Source organism: Cyanobium sp. Aljojuca 7A6 (genome assembly GCF_024346455.1).
In the GTDB taxonomy this organism is placed as follows: domain Bacteria; phylum Cyanobacteriota; class Cyanobacteriia; order PCC-6307; family Cyanobiaceae; genus Cyanobium.
Map to the genome: position 1 here is coordinate 113,542 of NZ_JAGQCY010000006.1, position 15,554 is coordinate 129,095.

Sequence of the window (15,554 nt, forward strand, 5' to 3'; positions counted from 1 at the left end):
ATGCTCAAGAACGACCACTGGATCAACGAACAGGCCGCCGGCGGGATGCTGGAGCCGTTCCAGCCGACGCTGGTGCGCCACCTGGATCCGGAGGGCCGCACCGGGCCGGTGCTGAGCTTCGGGTGTTCGTCCTATGGGTACGACCTGCGGCTGTCGCCGAAGGAGTTCCTGATCTTCCGCCATGTGCCGGGCACGGTGATGAACCCGAAGCGATTCAACCCGGCCAACCTGGAGCCGGCGCCGATGCACAGCGACGGGGACGGCGACTACTTCATCCTGCCGGCCCATTCCTACGGGCTGGGGGTGGCGCTCGAGAAGATGCGGGTGCCGACGAACATCACCGTGATCTGCCTGGGCAAGAGCACCTACGCGCGGCTCGGCATCATCGTGAACACCACCCCCGCTGAAGCCGGCTGGGAGGGCCACCTCACCCTGGAGTTCAGCAATTCCTCCGGCGCCGACTGCCGCATCTACGCCAGCGAGGGCATCTGCCAGCTGCTGTTCTTCGAGGGCGACCCCTGCGCCACCACCTACAACGACCGCCAGGGCAAGTACCAGCACCAGCCCGAGCGGGTGACGCTGGCGAAGGTTTGAGGGGTGGGGCTTCTGTAGCGAAATGGACAGGTGGTTATCGGGTCCGTCTAAGTTGCTTGATTGGGTCAAGGCTCATGGGCTAACCGGTTGTGGCGAGGGTGTTTTGGCGGGATGGCCTGCTAAAAATCAACTTCTTATGTGGCTGTGGGCCTGGGATGAAGGTGGTTATCGGAGCCGCCCAATAAAGAGTTAGCCTTATCCCATTAATGGAAGAAGCATGATACGTAGAGGATATCTAGGCCCCACCGAGCAAGCGTGGCTTGCGGGGGTCTCACAGGCCCACACTGAGGTCTACGATCGAGCATCAATTCTTTTCGATCGAGCATCCCTGCCAAGGCCTAGAGCCGATTCCAGCGAGTAAAATGATATATGTTCTTGGCTTTCAGGGGGGAATTGACAAGTTTGTTATGCCTCCTAGTCCGTATTCCGCAAAGAGTGGTGATTCCCTTCTTTCCAAGAGAATAGTTACACCCAAAAATCCCTGCACTGAAGCAGCAGAGCTTATCGATGGGCTTAAGCAATCACGAATTTCAAAGGCTTCAAAATGGGATGCGGCGAAAGCACTAAACTTTGTTCATGATCTCATTGTTGGAATGAAGAACGGAACTGCTGTGATTAATGTTTCTGGCCTGCCGACCCAAGACAATGTTAGAGCAGCACTCCCACCTGACTTGGCTCTGCCGATATGCAGGATACTTTCATCCATCAGTACAACAGATGAGTTGCTTCCAGCACCTAAAGGATTACTTGGGAAAGAACCCCTGAAGCGATTTGATGATCTACTAACTTCACAGATCTTCTCTGGCTATGCTGCCGCCCATCTTGCCATCGAATCTGATGCAAAGTTATCTTCATTTGAAAATCTACGTCACTACGGTCAGAAACTGCTCCAACAAGGAAATGAAATTCTTAACAACCGCCGAGTAACCCTAAATGTCCTCCCTGTAGCGGCAAGGCTAATTGATCTTGGTTTTGGCAAGCTTCTAGGAGAGCTAGCAAAGATTGCGAGCGATTCAGCAGCAAGATTCATTGCTGATCGGAATAATATTGTGATTTATCAATTTGAGGACTGTATGCGATCCTACATGGATGACAAGATAGTGCACTTGCTTTGCGAGATGGTTTCTCAGCCGGAGATCATCAATGATCTATTGGCCGATAAGAATAAAGGCTAACATCAAGATTCAGAAGGCGGGTGCGGAGATAGCTGACTATGCTTAGATCCATGCCCGCTTCTGATCTTGAGCGTTAAACGTATGCATATCTTGACTTGGAACTGCAACGGTGCCTTTCGCAACAAGCTCGATGCTTTAGGCGCTTTGAAGTTTGATATTGCCGTCATACAAGAGTGTGAAGATCCCGGTCGCTCCACGAGTGCTTCGTATAAGGCATGGGCGAAGAACTACCTGTGGGTTGGAAGGAGCAAGCACAAGGGGCTTGGAGTGTTCGCTGCTCCCGAAGTAAGGCTTGCCCCTGTCGATCTTGAACTAGGCCAACTCGAATCGTTCCTTCCGTGCAGGATTCAGGATCGGTTCTTGCTCGTGGCTACCTGGACACGGCAAGCAAACTCCCCTACCTTTCAATACATTGGACAGCTCTGGAAGTTCATTCAAGCTCACCGATCCGTGCTTTCAAGTCAGCCAACGGTGATTATCGGTGATCTGAATAGCAATGTTCGCTGGGATAAATGGGATCGGTGGTGGAACCATACTGATGTAGTCAGAGAGCTCTCGGATATGGGTCTGGAGAGCGTCTATCACCGAAGTCGCGGAATTCCGCAGGGTTCAGAGCCGGAGCCAACATTCTTTTTGCAGCGGAATCCTGCCAAGGCGTATCACATCGATTATGCCTTCGCGCCTGCTGCGTGGCTAGGTGAAGGCTCAGCTTGGATCGGTGAATCTGACAAATGGTTGCAATGGAGCGATCACATGCCTCTCTTGGTTCGAGTGAATCTGCCTAATGAGGCCCAACCACAAAATGCCCATTAAGCTGGCCTGATGGACATTTCCGTGACCGAGTTCCGTGCCCAGTGCCTGGAGTTGATCCGGCAGGTGGAGAGCGGCGGTGAGGTGGTGGAAATCACCCGCCACGGCAAGTTGGTGGCACGCCTCATGCCCCCGACCGCGCGCTCCGCTCAGGGACCCCAGCCATGGACGACCCTGCGCGGTTCCGGAGTGCTGCACGCTGAGCCAGAGGAATCCGCGCTGGAGGCCCAGGCACTCGATGCCCTGCGGTGAAGGTTCTGCTGGACACCCATGTCTGGCTGTGGTGGCTGCTGGGCTCCGAGTGCCTCGGAGCGCGGGAAAGGCGTTCGCTTGATCGAATGGCTGCCGCCGGCAGCACCCACCTCTCGGCCATGAGCCTCTGGGAGGCGCAGATGCTCCATGCCAAAGGACGGCTGACGCTGGATCGGCCGTTTCAGGCCTGGCTGCAGGAGGCCGCTTCCCCTGCTGTTGTTCAGATCATGCCCCTTGACGTGACCATGGTGATCCTGCCGACAGGCTGATCGTGGCCACGGCTTTGGCCCACGTGAGGTGATCGCGACCTGGACGGGTACCAGGAAACAGCCCTCGGTTTGTCCGGCATCAGCTGCCCAGCTTTTCCTGCATCAGAAGCTCCGTTTTTCCTGCATTGGACGCTGCCGCAGGCCTGCTGCGTTTCCGCCAGCAGATCGATACGAGGCGCACCGGCGAACCTGCCTTTCTGGCGGTGGTCTGCGGCAGCGGCTACGGCTACCGGCGAGCCGATGGCATCGCCGTGGTGCCAAGGGGCATGAACGGGCCCCATTCCCTACCCTGAGCCCATGGCAGACGCTGACATCCGCTGGCGCCAGCGGTTTGACAACTTCGAGCGGGCCTTGCAAGTGCTGGCTGGAACGGCAGGGGCTGATTCAGGGATTTGAGTTCACCCATGAACTCGCCTGGGCATCGACGATGGTGAGGGCTGGATGGCGATGATCAAGGCCCGCAATCAGTCATCGCATACCTACAACCTCGAGCAGGCCAAGGCGATCGCCCACGACGTGATCGATCGCTTTGCGCCGCTGTTCGAGGTCCTGCGTGTGCGCTTCGCGGCACTCAGCGATCCCCGGCCATGATCAGCAGTGCCCCGCTGGTGTCAGCCCAGGCCATCGGCCTGCCGGAGTCGGCGATGGCGGCCATCCAGATGGTGCTCGCCACCTATCCCGAGGTGGAGGCCGCGATCCTCTACGGCTCCAGAGCCCTTGGCCGCCACCGCCCCGCCTCCGATATCGATCTCACCCTGACGGGTCGCGCCATCAGCAACGCCACCCTGGCCCTAATCGATGCCGATCTCGATGATCTGCTCCTGCCCTGGATGATCGATCTTTCCGCACTCGCCGCCATCCGCCATCCCGCCCTACTCGACCACATCCAACGTGCCGGTGTGCTGCTGTACCAACGCTCGGATCCGCCAGATTTTCCTGCTTGACGATCTGGGTGGCCATCGCCGAAGCCGATCAGCGCCGCAGCAGCCGCCAGGCCAGGTGGCGGCCCATCCCCTGGGAGTAGGCCAGTTGGCCCCAGAACAGCGCCAGGGTTTCCAGGTAGCGCGAGGCCGACAGGGCCCCGGCGTCGATGGGATCAAAGCCGATGTCGGCGGCGAGCTGGGCGGCCACTTGCTTGGCTGCAGCGTCGTCTCCGGCATAAAACATCGTGGCGGCGTCACTGCCGTAGTGGGGATCCGCCATGGTTTCCCAGCCCACCTGGTTGAAGATCTTCACTACCTTGGCTTTCGGAAACCAGGCCGCCACCTGCTCACCGCCCGATTGCGCTAGGGCCACGGCGGCATCCAGCTGATTGCCCATCAAGGGGTTCGTGCCATCCAGCAGGACCTTGCCATCGAGATCGCCGACGGCGGCGATCACATCGGGCATGGCCTCCCAGGGCACCGTCAGGGCCACCACGTTCGCCTGCGTCACGGCCTCCGCCAGCGAGTGGGCCTGGGCCTGGCTGCCGATCTCCGCCAGCAACACCTGGACATTGATGCTGCGGGCCTCTCGCACGCCAAAGATCACCGTGTGCCCCTGTCTGGCCCAGGCCTTGCCAAGGGTGCTGCCGACGCTGCCGGCGCCAAGGATGGCCACCTTCATCGCTCGATCCCACGGGCCATGATCTCCGGATGCACGTTGTGGGGGATGGCCCAGCCACGCTCCCAGAAGTAAATGTTGATCTCGACGGTGTTATCCGCCACATCCCATCGCACCACCTTGCCTTCCTTAATGGTGAGCAGCATGGTTTCGATTGAGGTGCCTTCCCGGCCCGTGGGTTGGAGCCCCATGAAGGCGTGTGTGTGTTTCCAGTTCAGACAAACGGTGAAGAAGCCGCGGCCCTTTCCCGTTGCATCGATCGCTTCGAATTCATCTACCAGATCGACCCGTGATTGCAGGGCGTTGACAAATTCGGCGGCCCAGGCTTTCAAGGCCCCCCGTCCGAGAATGTCTCTCCCCATGGTGGAGTTGACCAGGACATCCTCGGCCACAAGGGCGTCCCAGCGGTCGAACTCTCCGAGCTGGAAGGCCTCGTAAAGCTCCCGCACGAATGGATAGGGCGTCGTCATGGGGACTGGCCTGCCGTTGGGCGCAATGGCTGCACCCTATCGACTGTTCCAATGGCTGACCAGAGACTAAAATTGAGATAGATCATCCCATTGCTGGAACAATCGCCATGACCCCGCCGGCCGACCTCAACGCCATCACGATCTTTGTGAAGGTGGTGCAGGCCGGCCGTTTCATCGGCGCCTCCCGCGCCCTGGACATCCCCAAGGCGACGATCAGCCGCAAGCTGGCCCAGCTTGAAACCAGCCTCAAGGCGCGCCTGCTGCAACGCACCACCCGCAAAGTGAGCCTCACCGAAGTGGGCCGGCTCTACTTCGATCGCTGCGTGCGAATCCTGGAAGATTTTGAGGCCGCCACGGCTCTGGTGGCTGAACGCCAGGCCGTTCCCCACGGCACGTTGCGTCTCTCGGCTTCGGTTGTATTCGGGGTGACCATTCTGCACCGCTGGCTGGCGGCGTTCATGGGCCTGTATCCCACCATCCAGGTGGACGTGGCCCTCACCAATCACTACGTCGACATGGTGGCCAAGGGGATGGATGTGGCCATCCGCTCGGGAACTCCCGATTCCTCCCTGGTCAGCCACCCTCTGGGGGCGATTCCGTACTGGGTTTGTGCCAGTCCGGCCTACCTCGCTGATCACGCCGCGCCGGCCCATCCGCAAGACCTGCTGGAGCAGGACTGCCTCAGTGTGGCCTCAGAAGATCTGTCCGAACTCCTCCCCTGGAGCCTGCGACGTGGCAAGGAGATCGTGGACATCAAGGTGCCCAACCGTCTTCGAACCAACGACTTTCTGCTGATCCAGCAGTTGCTGCTCTCCGGCAGCGGCATCGCCTTTGCCCCCGGCCCCTTGGTGAAGCAGGACGTGCAGGCGGGACGGCTTGTGAGGCTGTTTCCCGAATGGACTCTGCCCGAGCGTGACCTGTACATGGTCTACCCGAGTGATCGCCATCCCTCCCCCAAGCTGCGTGCCTGGGTGGAGTTCGTCGAGCAGCAGATCGCCGGGGAGCCGCCTTGGTCGGAGTGAAAGCCCCGCCCCGATCCGGCCCCCGTGACCACCGCCTCCCCCCGTGGCCTCAGAGGCCCTGTTCCCGGAAGAAGCGCTGCATGGCGTCCTCGGCCTGGGTCACCTGGGCCGGGGTGCAGGCGGAGGTCTTGCTGAAATATTTGCCGGCCTACTTGCCATAGGGGGCGGGATCCCAGAAGACGAAGATCGACTGGTTCTCCAGCCGGTACACCTGGCCGCGGTTGGCGTCCAGCATCTCCCGCCTGGCCGGTTCCCCGCGCCCATCGACGTAGGCGTTGGGGGTGCTCTCGTTGGGCTTGAGCTCGATCCTCTGGCCGCCCTTGAGCTGGATGCTGACGTATCCCTGCCGCTGCGAGAAGGTGCACAGCCCGGAGGACGTGGCCTTGTCCTCACCGGCGGGGAAGACATCGCAGCGGGCCTGCACGGTGTCGGCCAGCGCCGGCGCCACCACCACCACGGACGCCAGGCCCAGCAGGGAGGCGGCAAGGATCGGAAGGCGGCGCATCGGCAGGGTTGGGACTGCTTCGAATGTACCCATTGCGGCGGTGGGCGTCCGTCCTTCGAATCGTGTCGGTATCGCGCTCTGGCTCGCCTACAGCGCCCTGGCCGGAGTCCTGCAGTTCCGCACCGGCATTCCGTATACGGAATGGTTCAGCACGGCCGGCAACGCCTTCTCGACGGCGGTCGTCCCCCTCACCGTAGGCGGCCTGGCGCTGCTGGCCTTCAGCCGCTGGTGCCGCTGGGACCATGTCTGGCGGGATCCCGTGCGGCTGCGCTGCAGCCGGCCCATGGCCTGTGGGACATCTCGACGTTTCTGACCGGGGGCTATGCCTATCCGTGGCTGTCGATGGCCTCCGTCGCCGCCCAGGGGGTGTTCGTGGTGCTGCTGGGCCTGCTCGTCTATGTGGGCCTCTACCGCAGCGACCGGGGCACGGTGGTGCTGCCTGGCTCTTGACGTGGCTACAAAGTGCCTACGCAGGCGGAGGGGCTTGTGAGGGCCAAGCTGGTCAGGATCGGCAATTCACGCGGTCTTTGCCTGGCCAAGCCGCTGCTTGAGGAAGCTGGCCTCACCGATGGGGTGGACAACCACGCCGCCCCTGGTGTGCTGACGATCACGCCTGTGGCGGCGCCGCGGGCTGGTTGGGCCGAGGCCGCAGCTGCCGTTGCGCCAGAGGGTCTGCTTGATGCGGCCACTCCCACCCGCTTCGACGATGGGGAGTGGGAGTGGTGACGGACGTCGCCGTCAGCAGCGGTGACCTCTTTCTGGTGGCGTTGAATCCCACCCGCGGCCAGGAGATCCGCAAGACCCGGCCCTGCGTCTTCGTGTCGCCCGATGAACTCAACGCCCACATGGGCACGTTCATCGTGGCGCCGTTGACGACCGGTGCTCACCCCTACCCCTTCCGCGTTCCTTGTTTGTTCCAGGGCAAAGGGGGCCACGTCGTGCCTGACCAGCTGCGCAGGGTTGATCGCGAACGGCTGGTGCAGCGGCTGGGAATCCTGCCGAACGACACGCTGTTCCAGCTCCTGACCATCCTGCAGGCGATGTTTGCGGTCTGATGTCCTGCCCCCTCACACAATCGCCAGCGCCACCAGCGGCGGCACATCGGTGGCGATCAGGGCCCGGCGCATCACCGCCCGCCTGATTGGCACAACGGGCAGATCGGCGGTGAAATCCACGGGGACTGGCGGGAGCTGTGGGGCAGGCTATGGGGATGGACCGATTCGGGGCGACACTTCCGAGCCAGCGGCGCGCCCTGGTGCCGCTGCTTTTCGCCGGCGGCCTGATGCTGGCGGTGCCGCCGGCCCTGGCCGATGGAGAACCGGCCAGTGTCAGGGTGCGGACGCTGGTGCAATCCACCCAGGCGTGGAACGGCACCCGCCTGCCCGCCTATCCCAGCGGCCAGCCGGAAGTCACCGTGCTGCACATCACCATCCCGCCGGGGGTGAAGCTACCCATGCATCAGCACCCGGTGATCAACGCCGGCATGCTGATCCGGGGCCAGCTCCTGGTCACCAGTGCGACCGGCGCCAAGTTGCAGCTCAAGGCGGGCGAAGGGCTGATCGAGATGGTCAACCAGCCCCATTACGGCACCAACAACGGCAGCGAATCCGCCGAGATCGTGGTGGTTTACGCAGGGGTGAAGGGCCAGCCGTTCACCGTGCTGGAGCCGGAAGCAGGCGACTCCCGTTGATGGTGAGCGGGGGGGATTGAGGCTTGGTGATGTCTGTGGGTGTGCACCTGCTCGAAAGATGTCAGTACAGGCTGTACAGCTTCCGGTATGGCTCTGATTGACCTCTCGCACCGCGGGGCGTCGCGGCTGAGCAGCCGGCAAGCTGGGCCGGCCGTGTTGGATGGCTCCAGATCTGCCCAGGGAGCCGAGCCTTTAAGACGTGGATCATCTCAACCTCCTGATCGACCTCCACAGGGATGGCCTGCGGCAGGGGCCGGGCGGAGACGCCGAGACGGAGCTGGCGCTCCAGTTGGCCGGGGTCGACCGCACGGTGCCACTGAAGGTGGCGGACATCGGCTGCGGTACCGGAGCCTCCAGCCTTCTGCTGGCCCGGCTGCTTGGCAACGCCCGGATCACGGCGGTGGATCTCCTGCCGGATTTTCTTGACGTGCTCAAGTCCAGGGCACGGAAGCTGAGGGTGGCTGAGGCGATCACCACGTGTGCCTGTTCCATGGACACCCTGTCCTTCGCCGAGGAGGAGCTGGATGTCATCTGGTCGGAGGGCGCCATCTACAACATCGGCTTCGCCAGGGGCATCGCCGAATGGCGCCGTTTCCTGAAACCGGGCGGCCTGCTGGTGGTGTCCGAGATCACCTGGACCACCGCATCCCGACCGACGCAGCTCCAGCAGCATTGGCAGACGGAGTATCCCGAAATCGATCTGGCTTCGGCCAAGATCGGCCTGCTGGAGCAGCACGGTTATGCGCCGATCGGCTATTTCGTTTTGCCGCAGCACTGCTGGCTGGATCACTACTACCGGCCCCTGCAGGCCCGTTTCAACGACTTCCTCGACCGCCACGGCCACAGTGAGGCCGCCCGCGCCATCGTCAGCGCGGAAGAGCACGAAATCCTTCTCTATGAAACCCATGGCGCCCACTTCGGCTATGGGGTCTACATCGCCAGAAAGGTGGGGTAGACCGGACCTGCGCCGTCGCCCGCGCCCATGACCCGCCAGCCGATCGTGATCCTCGGGGGCTTCCTGATCAGCCCGGAGGCCTATGGGCCGATGGTGTCGCGGCTGGAGCAGCTGAGCGGTCAGCCGGTGCGGCTGGTGCCGGTGGGCAAGCCTGAATGGCTGCTCACGGTCTTCGCCTTCGCCTGGGCGCGGATCCTCGATCGGGTGCAGGCCAGCGCGGCCGAATTGGCCCGCCAGTCCCCCACCGGCAAGGTGACGCTGATCGGCCACAGCTCCGGCGGCATCATGCTGCGGCTATTCCTGGATGACGCCCCGTTCCAGGGGCGCCGCTACGACGGCAAGGCCCTGGCCGACACCCTGGTGATGCTGGGCAGCCCCCACACCGCCCTCAAGGCCACGCTGTTGCGGCAGATGGTGGCGGAGCGCCTGCCGGGCGCCGCGTTCGCTGATCGGGTGCGGTACCTGTCGGTGGCCGGCGACCTGGATCTGCAGGCGGCCTCCCCCATGGCCCAGCGCCTGGCCCCCACCGCCTACCGCAACAGCACCGGCGATGCCCACGACCGGGGTGACGGCCTGGTGCCGGTGGCCTCGGCCCTGTTGGCGGGCTCCACCCCCCTGGTGCTGCCGGGGGTGGCCCATGGCGGCGCCTTCGGCCCCCGTTGGTACGGCAGCCCGGAGGTGGTGGAGCGCTGGTGGGCCGCCAGCTTCAGCGGGTCTGGAGGGGCACCGGGGTCGTGGCCTGCTGGCGCAGCTCGCTGACCACACCGCTGCGCTTGAGGGCGCTGATCGCCTGGTCGATCCGGTCGGTGGTGGCCTCCGGCAACGCCGGCGAGAACGCGAAGGCCTGGGATTCGGGCCGGATGCCCTCCAGGGCCAGGCTGGGCAGGAAGCCCCTGGTTTCCTCCTGCAGCAGCAGATGGCTCAGCTGCAGGTTGTCCGCCAGCAGGGCGTCGATCCGGCGGGCGGCCAGCTGCTCGCCCCCGGCTCCGATGCTGGCCAGCGGCACGATCGTGACCTTCGCGCCAGTGCTGGTGGCGTTGAGTTCCTTGAGCAGGGCTTCGCTGACGGTGCCAGCACGCACCCCCACCCGCAGGCCGCGCAGGTCGGCTGGGGATCGGATCGCGCCGGAGGCCTTGCCCTGGATCTCCCCGGCCACGTTCACGGTGAGGTAGCCCACCAGCAGCGACGCCGAGACGATCCGCACCAGGTAGGCCAGGATCACAATCCCGTTGCCGCGGATGGTGGCCACGATCGTGTTGCTGCCCGGCCCGGTGGCCAGCACCTGGAACACCTTGCTGATGTGACGCAGGGAGTGATGCCTGCTGCCCGCAGGCGGATGGTTGCGGTCCTCCAGCCTCAGGGTGAGCCCGGTGAGCAGGGCGATCGCCAGCAGGTAGCCGCCCAGCAGCTGCAGCAGCGTCGGCGTCAGCAGGGCGCCGAGGAAGGAACGGCCCAGATCCAGCCGGCTCTTGACCACCATCACCGCCAGGCCGTCCTCCTGGAAGGGAAGGCTGAAGCGGTAGCGCTGCAGGCGGTCGGGCGAGACGTTGAGGCAGCCCACCGCCACATCCACCTTGCCTTCGCGGCTGGCCTCCAGCATCTGCCGCACCGACGGCCACTCGGAAACCACGTAGGGCAACTGCTCGAGGCTGGCCACCCGGTTCCATAGATCCACGGCCAGTCCCCGCCACACCCCCGCTTGCCGGTAGCTGCAGGGCGGCGAACCCTCCACCATCCCCACCCGCAGCACCGGCTCGGTCGCTGCCGCCGCCGGGAGCCCCATGGACAGGCTGAGGGCGAGGCCCCAGCAGAGGCGTTTCATCAGGGCGCCAGCCGCGCCCGGTGCAGCCGGCTCTTCTCGTACCAGTCGGCGAATTCCGGCACCCATTGCTGCAGGTGGGGCCACATCAGGTCGCAGAGTTCGCGGATCTCCTGCTGGGCATCGAGCTTGGCCCGCAGGTCGAGGAAGTGCAGGAACGCCCGCAGGGTGAAGCTCACCACGAAGTGCTGGCGGTAGTCGAACGGCAGGATGCCGCGCGCATGCTCCTCGGCGAAGCCCGCATCGAGCAGGTCGCGGTAGCGCTCGGCCGCCGTCCGACACAGCTTCAGATCGATGGCCCGCTGGCCGTCGTCGTAGAGGTACTTCTTGCCCTGACGGTCGCTGTAGGGCCCCACCGGCCGCAGGTAGAACACCTCCTCCAGCGCCAGTTCGCCGTTGGCGGCCCGGCGGATGCGATCGCCCGTGTACCGCATCGACTGCACATCGAAACTCACACCCACCCGATGGGTGCGGGCCTGCTGCATCACCGAATGGGGGAACCAGCCCACATTGAGGACGATCTGGGCGTGCTCCAGGGGGCCGTAATGGCCGCGTTCACCGGCCAGCAGCCGCTTGACGCAGATCTCCCCGGCCTTGGTCTCATCGGGCCATTCGGCCCGGTCGGCGGCCACGAAGCCCTCGCTGTAGTCCTGGTGCATCCCGGCGTAGACGCACAGCTGCGGGTTCGGGGTGGCGGCGATCAGCTCGACCCGGAAGCGGGGATCCATGGGTGGGGATGGGTGGTGTGGGGTGGGGCGAGGCGGCGGGGATCAGCCGTGGCTGCGGGGGCCGGCCTGGGGGCTGGCGCTCTCGGCCGCGGCGGTGGTGGCGGTGTCGCTGTCGGGCAGGGCACTCACGGCCCCCACGCCCGCCAGCTGGGGCAGGGGGGTGCCATCAACCAGGGCCGTGCTGAGGGCGTCGAGTTCGGCGCCGCTGCGGGCCCCGATCGAGCGGCCCACGGAGGTGCCGGCGGCGTCGAAGAACTCCAGCTGGGGGATGCCGTTGACGTCGTAGCGCTCCAGTTGCGGTTGCCAGCGGGGGTTGTCGACGTTGAGCAGCACCACATCCATCCGGCCGCGCTGCTGGCGCTCGATCCGCTCCATCGCCGGTGCCATCGCGCGGCAGGCCTCACACCAGTCGGCGTAGAACTCCACCACCGTGGGCTTGCCATCGGCCAGGGCGACGGTGAGCTCGGGCGACTGGCGGGCCAGCCGTTCCAGGGGGGCTTCCGGATGCAGGCCGCCCCGCAGCCACACCATCAGCACCACCAGCACGGCCGCCACGGCCGCCAGAACCATGCGCTCGGTGCGGCCGAGGCTGGAGGGGGGGAAACTGCCCGACGGGGCCATGGACACCAGTGACACGGAATGGCGCCCACTCTGGCAGCGCTGTCCCGTCGGCAGGGCCAGAACAAGGGGCTGGCTCGGGACATCGTTGCTAGCGTCAGCGTTCCCGGGCAGGAGCGGTGAAACGGCGCCTCACTCTCCATTTCCCCTCGGAGGCGGTGCACCAGCCGATCACCTACCGCCTCGCCGTCGACTTCGACATCGCCGCCAAGATCCTGCGGGCCCAGATCGCCCCCAACCAGAGCGGCACCATGGTGGTGGAGCTCTCGGGGGACATCGACGAGCTCGATGCCGCCGAAGACTGGTTGGAGGGCCAGGGGCTGGGGCTCAATCGCGCTCCTGGGGAAATCCGTATCGATCCGGTGCTCTGCGTCGACTGCGGCATCTGCTCCAGCGTCTGCCCCAGCGGCGCCCTCCACTACACCCCGGCCACCCAGCGACTGCAGTTCGAAGCCTCCCGTTGCCTGGTGTGTGAGCAGTGCATCCCCAGCTGCCCGCTGGAGGCGATCACCCTGGTGCTGGAGCCATGAAAGACGTCTTTCGGCTGATGATGTTGCCGATCCAGGCCCCCATGCTGCTGGTGCTGATGGGGGTGAGCACCTATCTGGGCATGCACTGGAGCCAGGCCCTGGAGTCGGGCAGCTCCCAGGTGCAGGAGCTCACCACATTGATCTGGTCGGCGGAGTGTCTGCAGGCCCTGCTGATCGTGTTCATCTGCACCATGCCCGATCTGGTGATCCGGCAGGTGTCGATGCTGATGGCCGCCAGCCGGGTGGTGAGCCTGGTGGTCACCCTGCTGCTGGTCACCATCGGCGGCCTCTACCTGTTGCACCTCAACGTGCTGGCCAACGTGCTGATCCTGGGCTCGGCGGTGTTGCTGGCCCGGCTCGATCTGCTGCGGGTGCGGGTGGTGCCGCCGCCCCTGGTGCTGGCCGGGGTGCTCACCCTGCTGGTGCTGGGGGGGGCCAACTTCGGCCGCATGCTGGTGCGCTGATCAGCAGCCCGGTTCGCTGCCCTGCTGGTAGCTCCAGACGTTGCCCAGCACCTTCTTCACGTACAGGCGGGTTTCGGGGTAGGGAATCGCCTCCACCCACAGCTCCGGGTCGCTGCGCAGCTGGGGACCCAGCCAGCCGCCGACGGCGCCGGGCCCGGCGTTGTAGCTGGCCACCGCCAGCAGCGGGTCGCCGTTCCACTGGCGCAGCATCTGCGCCAGGTAGCGGGCGCCGAGGCCGGCATTCTCGGCCGGGTCCTCCAGCCCCTGCTCCGGCACTGGCCCGCCGGCCAGTTCGGCGGCGGTGGCCGGCATCAGCTGCATCAGGCCCGTCGCCCCCACCGGCGAGCGCACGGCCGGCGTGAAGCGCGACTCCTGCTTGGCCACGCCCAGCAGCAGCGCCATCGGCAATCCGGCCTGGGTCGCGGCCGCCCGGAAAGCCGCCTCGAAGCGCAGTGGGTGCAGGTTGCGCTCCAGCTCCCGCTCCAGGGCGCACTGGTTGCCGTCGAGCTTCAGGCTGGCTTGTTCCAGCAGGCCGAAGGCGGTCCAGTCGTCACCGACGCCCTGGCGCAGCCGCCCCTCCAGCAGCAGCTCCCGGCTGCCACTGGGGGCGCGGCGCCCGCGGCGGTGGCGCCAGGTTTCCCAGGCTTCGGTGCGCTGATCCAGGCGCCAGAGCCGATCCAGCGTCCCGTTGCCGCTGGCCAGGGGCCGCCAGTCGCTGCCGTCTCCTGGCCTGTTGGCGCCGGCGGGCACCTGGGAGGCGGCGTTCAACTGCAGATCCCCCTGGCCCAGGCGCACCGCGGCACGCCAGCCGTAGTAGCCGCCCGGATGGCGCCGCAGCAGCACTTCCCAGGTGCTCCGGGCGGCAGAGTCCTGGCCGAGCTTCTGTTGCACGAAGCCGATCCAGAAGCTCTGGCGGGCGGCCAGCGGCGGCGGCAACTGGTCGGTGGGGATGGCCTCCAGCAGGGCCATGGCCGCTTGCCAGCGGCCAGCCAGCAGCCGCTCCCGCACGAGATCCCACTGCAGCGTGCGGCTGGCGGGGTCGAGGGGCCAGCGGCGCAGCAGGTCGAGGGCGGCGGCGTCGGTGGCCTTGGCCTCCAGGATCCGCCGCGCCAGCACCGGGGCGGACTCGCGCCAGCGGGGCGGCAACCGGGCCAGAGCCGCGGCGGCGGCGGGGCTGCCCTGCTGGGCCAGCAGGCGCACGGCCGCCTCGGCCTCCGGAGCGGTGGGGACGCTGCGGACCAGATCCAGCAGCAGCCGCTCCGCCTCGCCTTGCTGCCGGGTGTCCCCTGCCAGCAGGGCCCGGCCCAGGCTGAGGCGGCCGCTGGTGCCCAGACCCGTGAGCGTTGGGCCCAGGCAACGCAGGGCCCCCTGGGCATCGCCGAGTTCGGCCAGCCCCTCGGCCAGCTGGGCCCGCTGGCGGGCCTCCAGCACCGAGGCGTCGTCCTTGCAGACCTGCCGCAGGCGGGCTTCGGCGCCGGGCCAGCGGGCGCCCCAGTGGGCCAGGTGCAGGGCGCCGCGACGGCGTTCGGCGGCCTCGGGGCCAGCCGCCAGGGCGGCCGCCAGGGCGGCGGGGTGGGCTGGGAAGCGTTGCAGCAGCTGCCGGCGCTTGGCGGGATCGTCGCCGCCGAGGGCGTAGAGGGCATCGGCGCTGGCTGGATCGCCCGGGAAGCGCCGCTGCAGCTGGCGCCACAGGACCAGGGAGGTGTCGGGGCGTCCGATGGCCGCAGCGGCCAGGGCGTCCTGCTTCAGCACCAGGGCGGCCAGGGGATCGGGCCCCCAGCCCTGGCCCCGCAGCCACTGGCGCTGCTCCTGAGGCTCCTTGCTGCGGGCCGCCAGCAGCAGGCTGGCCTCCCGGCGTCGCCAGGGATCGGCATCCCAGCGCTGGAGCCACTCCAGCCGGTCGGTGGCGGTGGCCGGCGTCAGCGCCGGCTGGCGCGCCAGCAGGGCCCGGCCCCCCACCAGGGCCAGGGCGGTGCCCAGGCACGACAGGGACAGCAGCAGTGGGAGTCGGGCCAATGGCCGGGGAACGGGGTCCGGGGCATTCTGGGCAT

At 65.8% G+C, this 15,554-nt stretch carries 24 protein-coding genes; 17 read left to right on the top strand and 7 right to left on the bottom strand.

Annotated elements, in window-relative coordinates; all coding sequences use genetic code 11:
• The 8 genes from dcd (at position 1) to KBY95_RS07410 (ending at position 4,044) form a co-directional block, all read left to right on the top strand.
• The gene (dcd, locus tag KBY95_RS07375; protein WP_254964308.1) at positions 1-594 is read left to right on the top strand and encodes a dCTP deaminase; all 594 of its coding nucleotides are present in this window, start codon (positions 1-3) and stop codon (positions 592-594) included.
• 362 nt (positions 595-956) lie between these two features.
• Positions 957-1,769, top strand: a complete 813-nt coding sequence (locus tag KBY95_RS07380; RefSeq protein WP_254964309.1) for a hypothetical protein — start codon at positions 957-959, stop codon at positions 1,767-1,769.
• Between the two features lie 66 nt (positions 1,770-1,835).
• On the top strand, positions 1,836-2,582 hold the full coding sequence (locus KBY95_RS07385; protein ID WP_254964310.1) for an endonuclease/exonuclease/phosphatase family protein: 747 nt from the start codon (positions 1,836-1,838) through the stop codon (positions 2,580-2,582).
• 21 nt (positions 2,583-2,603) lie between these two features.
• Positions 2,604-2,831 (top strand): type II toxin-antitoxin system Phd/YefM family antitoxin, encoded by a 228-nt coding sequence (locus KBY95_RS07390; RefSeq protein ID WP_254964311.1) that lies wholly within the window; start codon positions 2,604-2,606, stop codon positions 2,829-2,831.
• Complete coding sequence (locus KBY95_RS07395) at positions 2,828-3,100, top strand: type II toxin-antitoxin system VapC family toxin (protein ID WP_254964312.1); 273 nt, start codon at positions 2,828-2,830, stop codon at positions 3,098-3,100. The genes KBY95_RS07390 and KBY95_RS07395 overlap by 4 nt, the downstream gene beginning before the upstream one ends.
• Before the next feature lie 125 nt (positions 3,101-3,225).
• Positions 3,226-3,393 (top strand): hypothetical protein, encoded by a 168-nt coding sequence (locus KBY95_RS07400; RefSeq protein WP_254964313.1) that lies wholly within the window; start codon positions 3,226-3,228, stop codon positions 3,391-3,393.
• Positions 3,394-3,541: 148 nt separating this feature from the next.
• The gene (locus tag KBY95_RS07405) at positions 3,542-3,691 is read left to right on the top strand and encodes a nucleotidyltransferase substrate binding protein (protein ID WP_254964314.1); all 150 of its coding nucleotides are present in this window, start codon (positions 3,542-3,544) and stop codon (positions 3,689-3,691) included.
• Positions 3,688-4,044, top strand: coding sequence for a nucleotidyltransferase domain-containing protein (locus KBY95_RS07410; protein ID WP_254964315.1), 357 nt, complete (start codon positions 3,688-3,690; stop codon positions 4,042-4,044). The genes KBY95_RS07405 and KBY95_RS07410 overlap by 4 nt, the downstream gene beginning before the upstream one ends.
• 28 nt (positions 4,045-4,072) lie before the next feature.
• Here KBY95_RS07410 and KBY95_RS07415 read toward each other — a convergent pair whose 3' ends face one another.
• Together KBY95_RS07415 and KBY95_RS07420 are read right to left on the bottom strand one after the other, a co-directional pair.
• The gene (locus tag KBY95_RS07415) at positions 4,073-4,705 is read right to left on the bottom strand and encodes an NADPH-dependent F420 reductase (protein ID WP_254964316.1); all 633 of its coding nucleotides are present in this window, start codon (positions 4,703-4,705) and stop codon (positions 4,073-4,075) included.
• Positions 4,702-5,172 (bottom strand): ester cyclase, encoded by a 471-nt coding sequence (locus KBY95_RS07420; protein WP_254964317.1) that lies wholly within the window; start codon positions 5,170-5,172, stop codon positions 4,702-4,704. The genes KBY95_RS07415 and KBY95_RS07420 overlap by 4 nt, the downstream gene beginning before the upstream one ends.
• 107 nt (positions 5,173-5,279) lie before the next feature.
• On the opposite strand from KBY95_RS07420, the gene KBY95_RS07425 reads away from it, so the two are divergent.
• Complete coding sequence (locus tag KBY95_RS07425; protein ID WP_254964318.1) at positions 5,280-6,194, top strand: LysR family transcriptional regulator; 915 nt, start codon at positions 5,280-5,282, stop codon at positions 6,192-6,194.
• Between the two features lie 148 nt (positions 6,195-6,342).
• On the opposite strand, the gene KBY95_RS07430 is transcribed toward KBY95_RS07425, so the two are convergent.
• Positions 6,343-6,699, bottom strand: a complete 357-nt coding sequence (locus tag KBY95_RS07430; RefSeq protein WP_254964319.1) for a hypothetical protein — start codon at positions 6,697-6,699, stop codon at positions 6,343-6,345.
• Between the two features lie 40 nt (positions 6,700-6,739).
• Between KBY95_RS07430 and KBY95_RS07435 the strand changes: the two genes are divergently transcribed.
• From KBY95_RS07435 to KBY95_RS07460, 6 genes are all read left to right on the top strand, one after another.
• Entirely contained in the window at positions 6,740-7,012 is a 273-nt protein-coding gene (locus KBY95_RS07435) for a hypothetical protein (protein ID WP_254964320.1), read from the top strand.
• Between the two features lie 173 nt (positions 7,013-7,185).
• Complete coding sequence (locus KBY95_RS07440) at positions 7,186-7,425, top strand: AbrB/MazE/SpoVT family DNA-binding domain-containing protein (protein WP_254964321.1); 240 nt, start codon at positions 7,186-7,188, stop codon at positions 7,423-7,425.
• Complete coding sequence (locus tag KBY95_RS07445) at positions 7,422-7,754, top strand: type II toxin-antitoxin system PemK/MazF family toxin (RefSeq protein WP_254964322.1); 333 nt, start codon at positions 7,422-7,424, stop codon at positions 7,752-7,754. Before KBY95_RS07440 ends, KBY95_RS07445 begins: the two co-directional genes overlap by 4 nt.
• A gap of 200 nt (positions 7,755-7,954) precedes the next feature.
• The gene (locus KBY95_RS07450; RefSeq protein WP_254964323.1) at positions 7,955-8,389 is read left to right on the top strand and encodes a cupin domain-containing protein; all 435 of its coding nucleotides are present in this window, start codon (positions 7,955-7,957) and stop codon (positions 8,387-8,389) included.
• Positions 8,390-8,588: 199 nt separating this feature from the next.
• A complete protein-coding gene (locus KBY95_RS07455; protein WP_254964324.1) occupies positions 8,589-9,344 on the top strand; it encodes a class I SAM-dependent methyltransferase in 756 nt (251 codons plus the stop codon).
• Between the two features lie 27 nt (positions 9,345-9,371).
• Positions 9,372-10,103, top strand: a complete 732-nt coding sequence (locus KBY95_RS07460; protein ID WP_254964325.1) for a triacylglycerol lipase — start codon at positions 9,372-9,374, stop codon at positions 10,101-10,103.
• Here KBY95_RS07460 and KBY95_RS07465 read toward each other — a convergent pair.
• The 3 genes from KBY95_RS07465 to KBY95_RS07475 are packed head-to-tail and all read right to left on the bottom strand — an operon-like array spanning position 10,051 to position 12,512.
• Positions 10,051-11,166, bottom strand: a complete 1,116-nt coding sequence (locus KBY95_RS07465) for a transporter substrate-binding domain-containing protein (protein WP_254964326.1) — start codon at positions 11,164-11,166, stop codon at positions 10,051-10,053. The two genes, KBY95_RS07460 and KBY95_RS07465, sit on opposite strands and share 53 nt — an antisense overlap.
• Positions 11,166-11,891: an FAD-dependent thymidylate synthase gene (gene thyX / locus KBY95_RS07470; protein WP_254964327.1), complete on the bottom strand. Its 726-nt coding sequence runs from the start codon at positions 11,889-11,891 to the stop codon at positions 11,166-11,168. The genes KBY95_RS07465 and thyX overlap by 1 nt, the downstream gene beginning before the upstream one ends.
• A gap of 42 nt (positions 11,892-11,933) precedes the next feature.
• The gene (locus tag KBY95_RS07475) at positions 11,934-12,512 is read right to left on the bottom strand and encodes a thioredoxin domain-containing protein (protein ID WP_254964406.1); all 579 of its coding nucleotides are present in this window, start codon (positions 12,510-12,512) and stop codon (positions 11,934-11,936) included.
• Positions 12,513-12,628: 116 nt separating this feature from the next.
• Between KBY95_RS07475 and KBY95_RS07480 the strand changes: the two genes are divergently transcribed.
• Both KBY95_RS07480 and KBY95_RS07485 read left to right on the top strand, forming a co-directional pair.
• Positions 12,629-13,039, top strand: a complete 411-nt coding sequence (locus KBY95_RS07480) for an NIL domain-containing protein (RefSeq protein ID WP_254964328.1) — start codon at positions 12,629-12,631, stop codon at positions 13,037-13,039.
• A complete protein-coding gene (locus tag KBY95_RS07485; RefSeq protein WP_254964329.1) occupies positions 13,036-13,503 on the top strand; it encodes a hypothetical protein in 468 nt (155 codons plus the stop codon). The genes KBY95_RS07480 and KBY95_RS07485 overlap by 4 nt, the downstream gene beginning before the upstream one ends.
• Here the strand turns inward: KBY95_RS07485 and KBY95_RS07490 are convergent, their stop codons facing one another.
• Positions 13,504-15,519, bottom strand: coding sequence for a lytic transglycosylase domain-containing protein (locus KBY95_RS07490; RefSeq protein ID WP_254964330.1), 2,016 nt, complete (start codon positions 15,517-15,519; stop codon positions 13,504-13,506).
• Positions 15,520-15,554 lie beyond the last annotated feature (35 nt).

Excerpts from the sequence above, each read along its gene's own strand:
- KBY95_RS07415 (WP_254964316.1), bottom strand. The coding sequence starts at position 4,705 with ATGAAGGTGGCCATCCTTGGCGCCGGCAGCGTCGGCAGCACCCTTGGC.
- thyX (WP_254964327.1), bottom strand. The coding sequence starts at position 11,891 with ATGGATCCCCGCTTCCGGGTCGAGCTGATCGCCGCCACCCCGAACCCG.
- KBY95_RS07430 (WP_254964319.1), bottom strand. The coding sequence starts at position 6,699 with ATGCGCCGCCTTCCGATCCTTGCCGCCTCCCTGCTGGGCCTGGCGTCC.
- KBY95_RS07475 (WP_254964406.1), bottom strand. The coding sequence starts at position 12,512 with ATGGCCCCGTCGGGCAGTTTCCCCCCCTCCAGCCTCGGCCGCACCGAG.
- KBY95_RS07420 (WP_254964317.1), bottom strand. The coding sequence starts at position 5,172 with ATGACGACGCCCTATCCATTCGTGCGGGAGCTTTACGAGGCCTTCCAG.
- KBY95_RS07485 (WP_254964329.1), top strand. The coding sequence starts at position 13,036 with ATGAAAGACGTCTTTCGGCTGATGATGTTGCCGATCCAGGCCCCCATG.
- KBY95_RS07380 (WP_254964309.1), top strand. The coding sequence starts at position 957 with ATGATATATGTTCTTGGCTTTCAGGGGGGAATTGACAAGTTTGTTATG.
- KBY95_RS07460 (WP_254964325.1), top strand. The coding sequence starts at position 9,372 with ATGACCCGCCAGCCGATCGTGATCCTCGGGGGCTTCCTGATCAGCCCG.
- KBY95_RS07405 (WP_254964314.1), top strand. The coding sequence starts at position 3,542 with ATGGCGATGATCAAGGCCCGCAATCAGTCATCGCATACCTACAACCTC.
- KBY95_RS07410 (WP_254964315.1), top strand. The coding sequence starts at position 3,688 with ATGATCAGCAGTGCCCCGCTGGTGTCAGCCCAGGCCATCGGCCTGCCG.
- dcd (WP_254964308.1), top strand. The coding sequence starts at position 1 with ATGCTCAAGAACGACCACTGGATCAACGAACAGGCCGCCGGCGGGATG.
- KBY95_RS07425 (WP_254964318.1), top strand. The coding sequence starts at position 5,280 with ATGACCCCGCCGGCCGACCTCAACGCCATCACGATCTTTGTGAAGGTG.
- KBY95_RS07465 (WP_254964326.1), bottom strand. The coding sequence starts at position 11,166 with ATGAAACGCCTCTGCTGGGGCCTCGCCCTCAGCCTGTCCATGGGGCTC.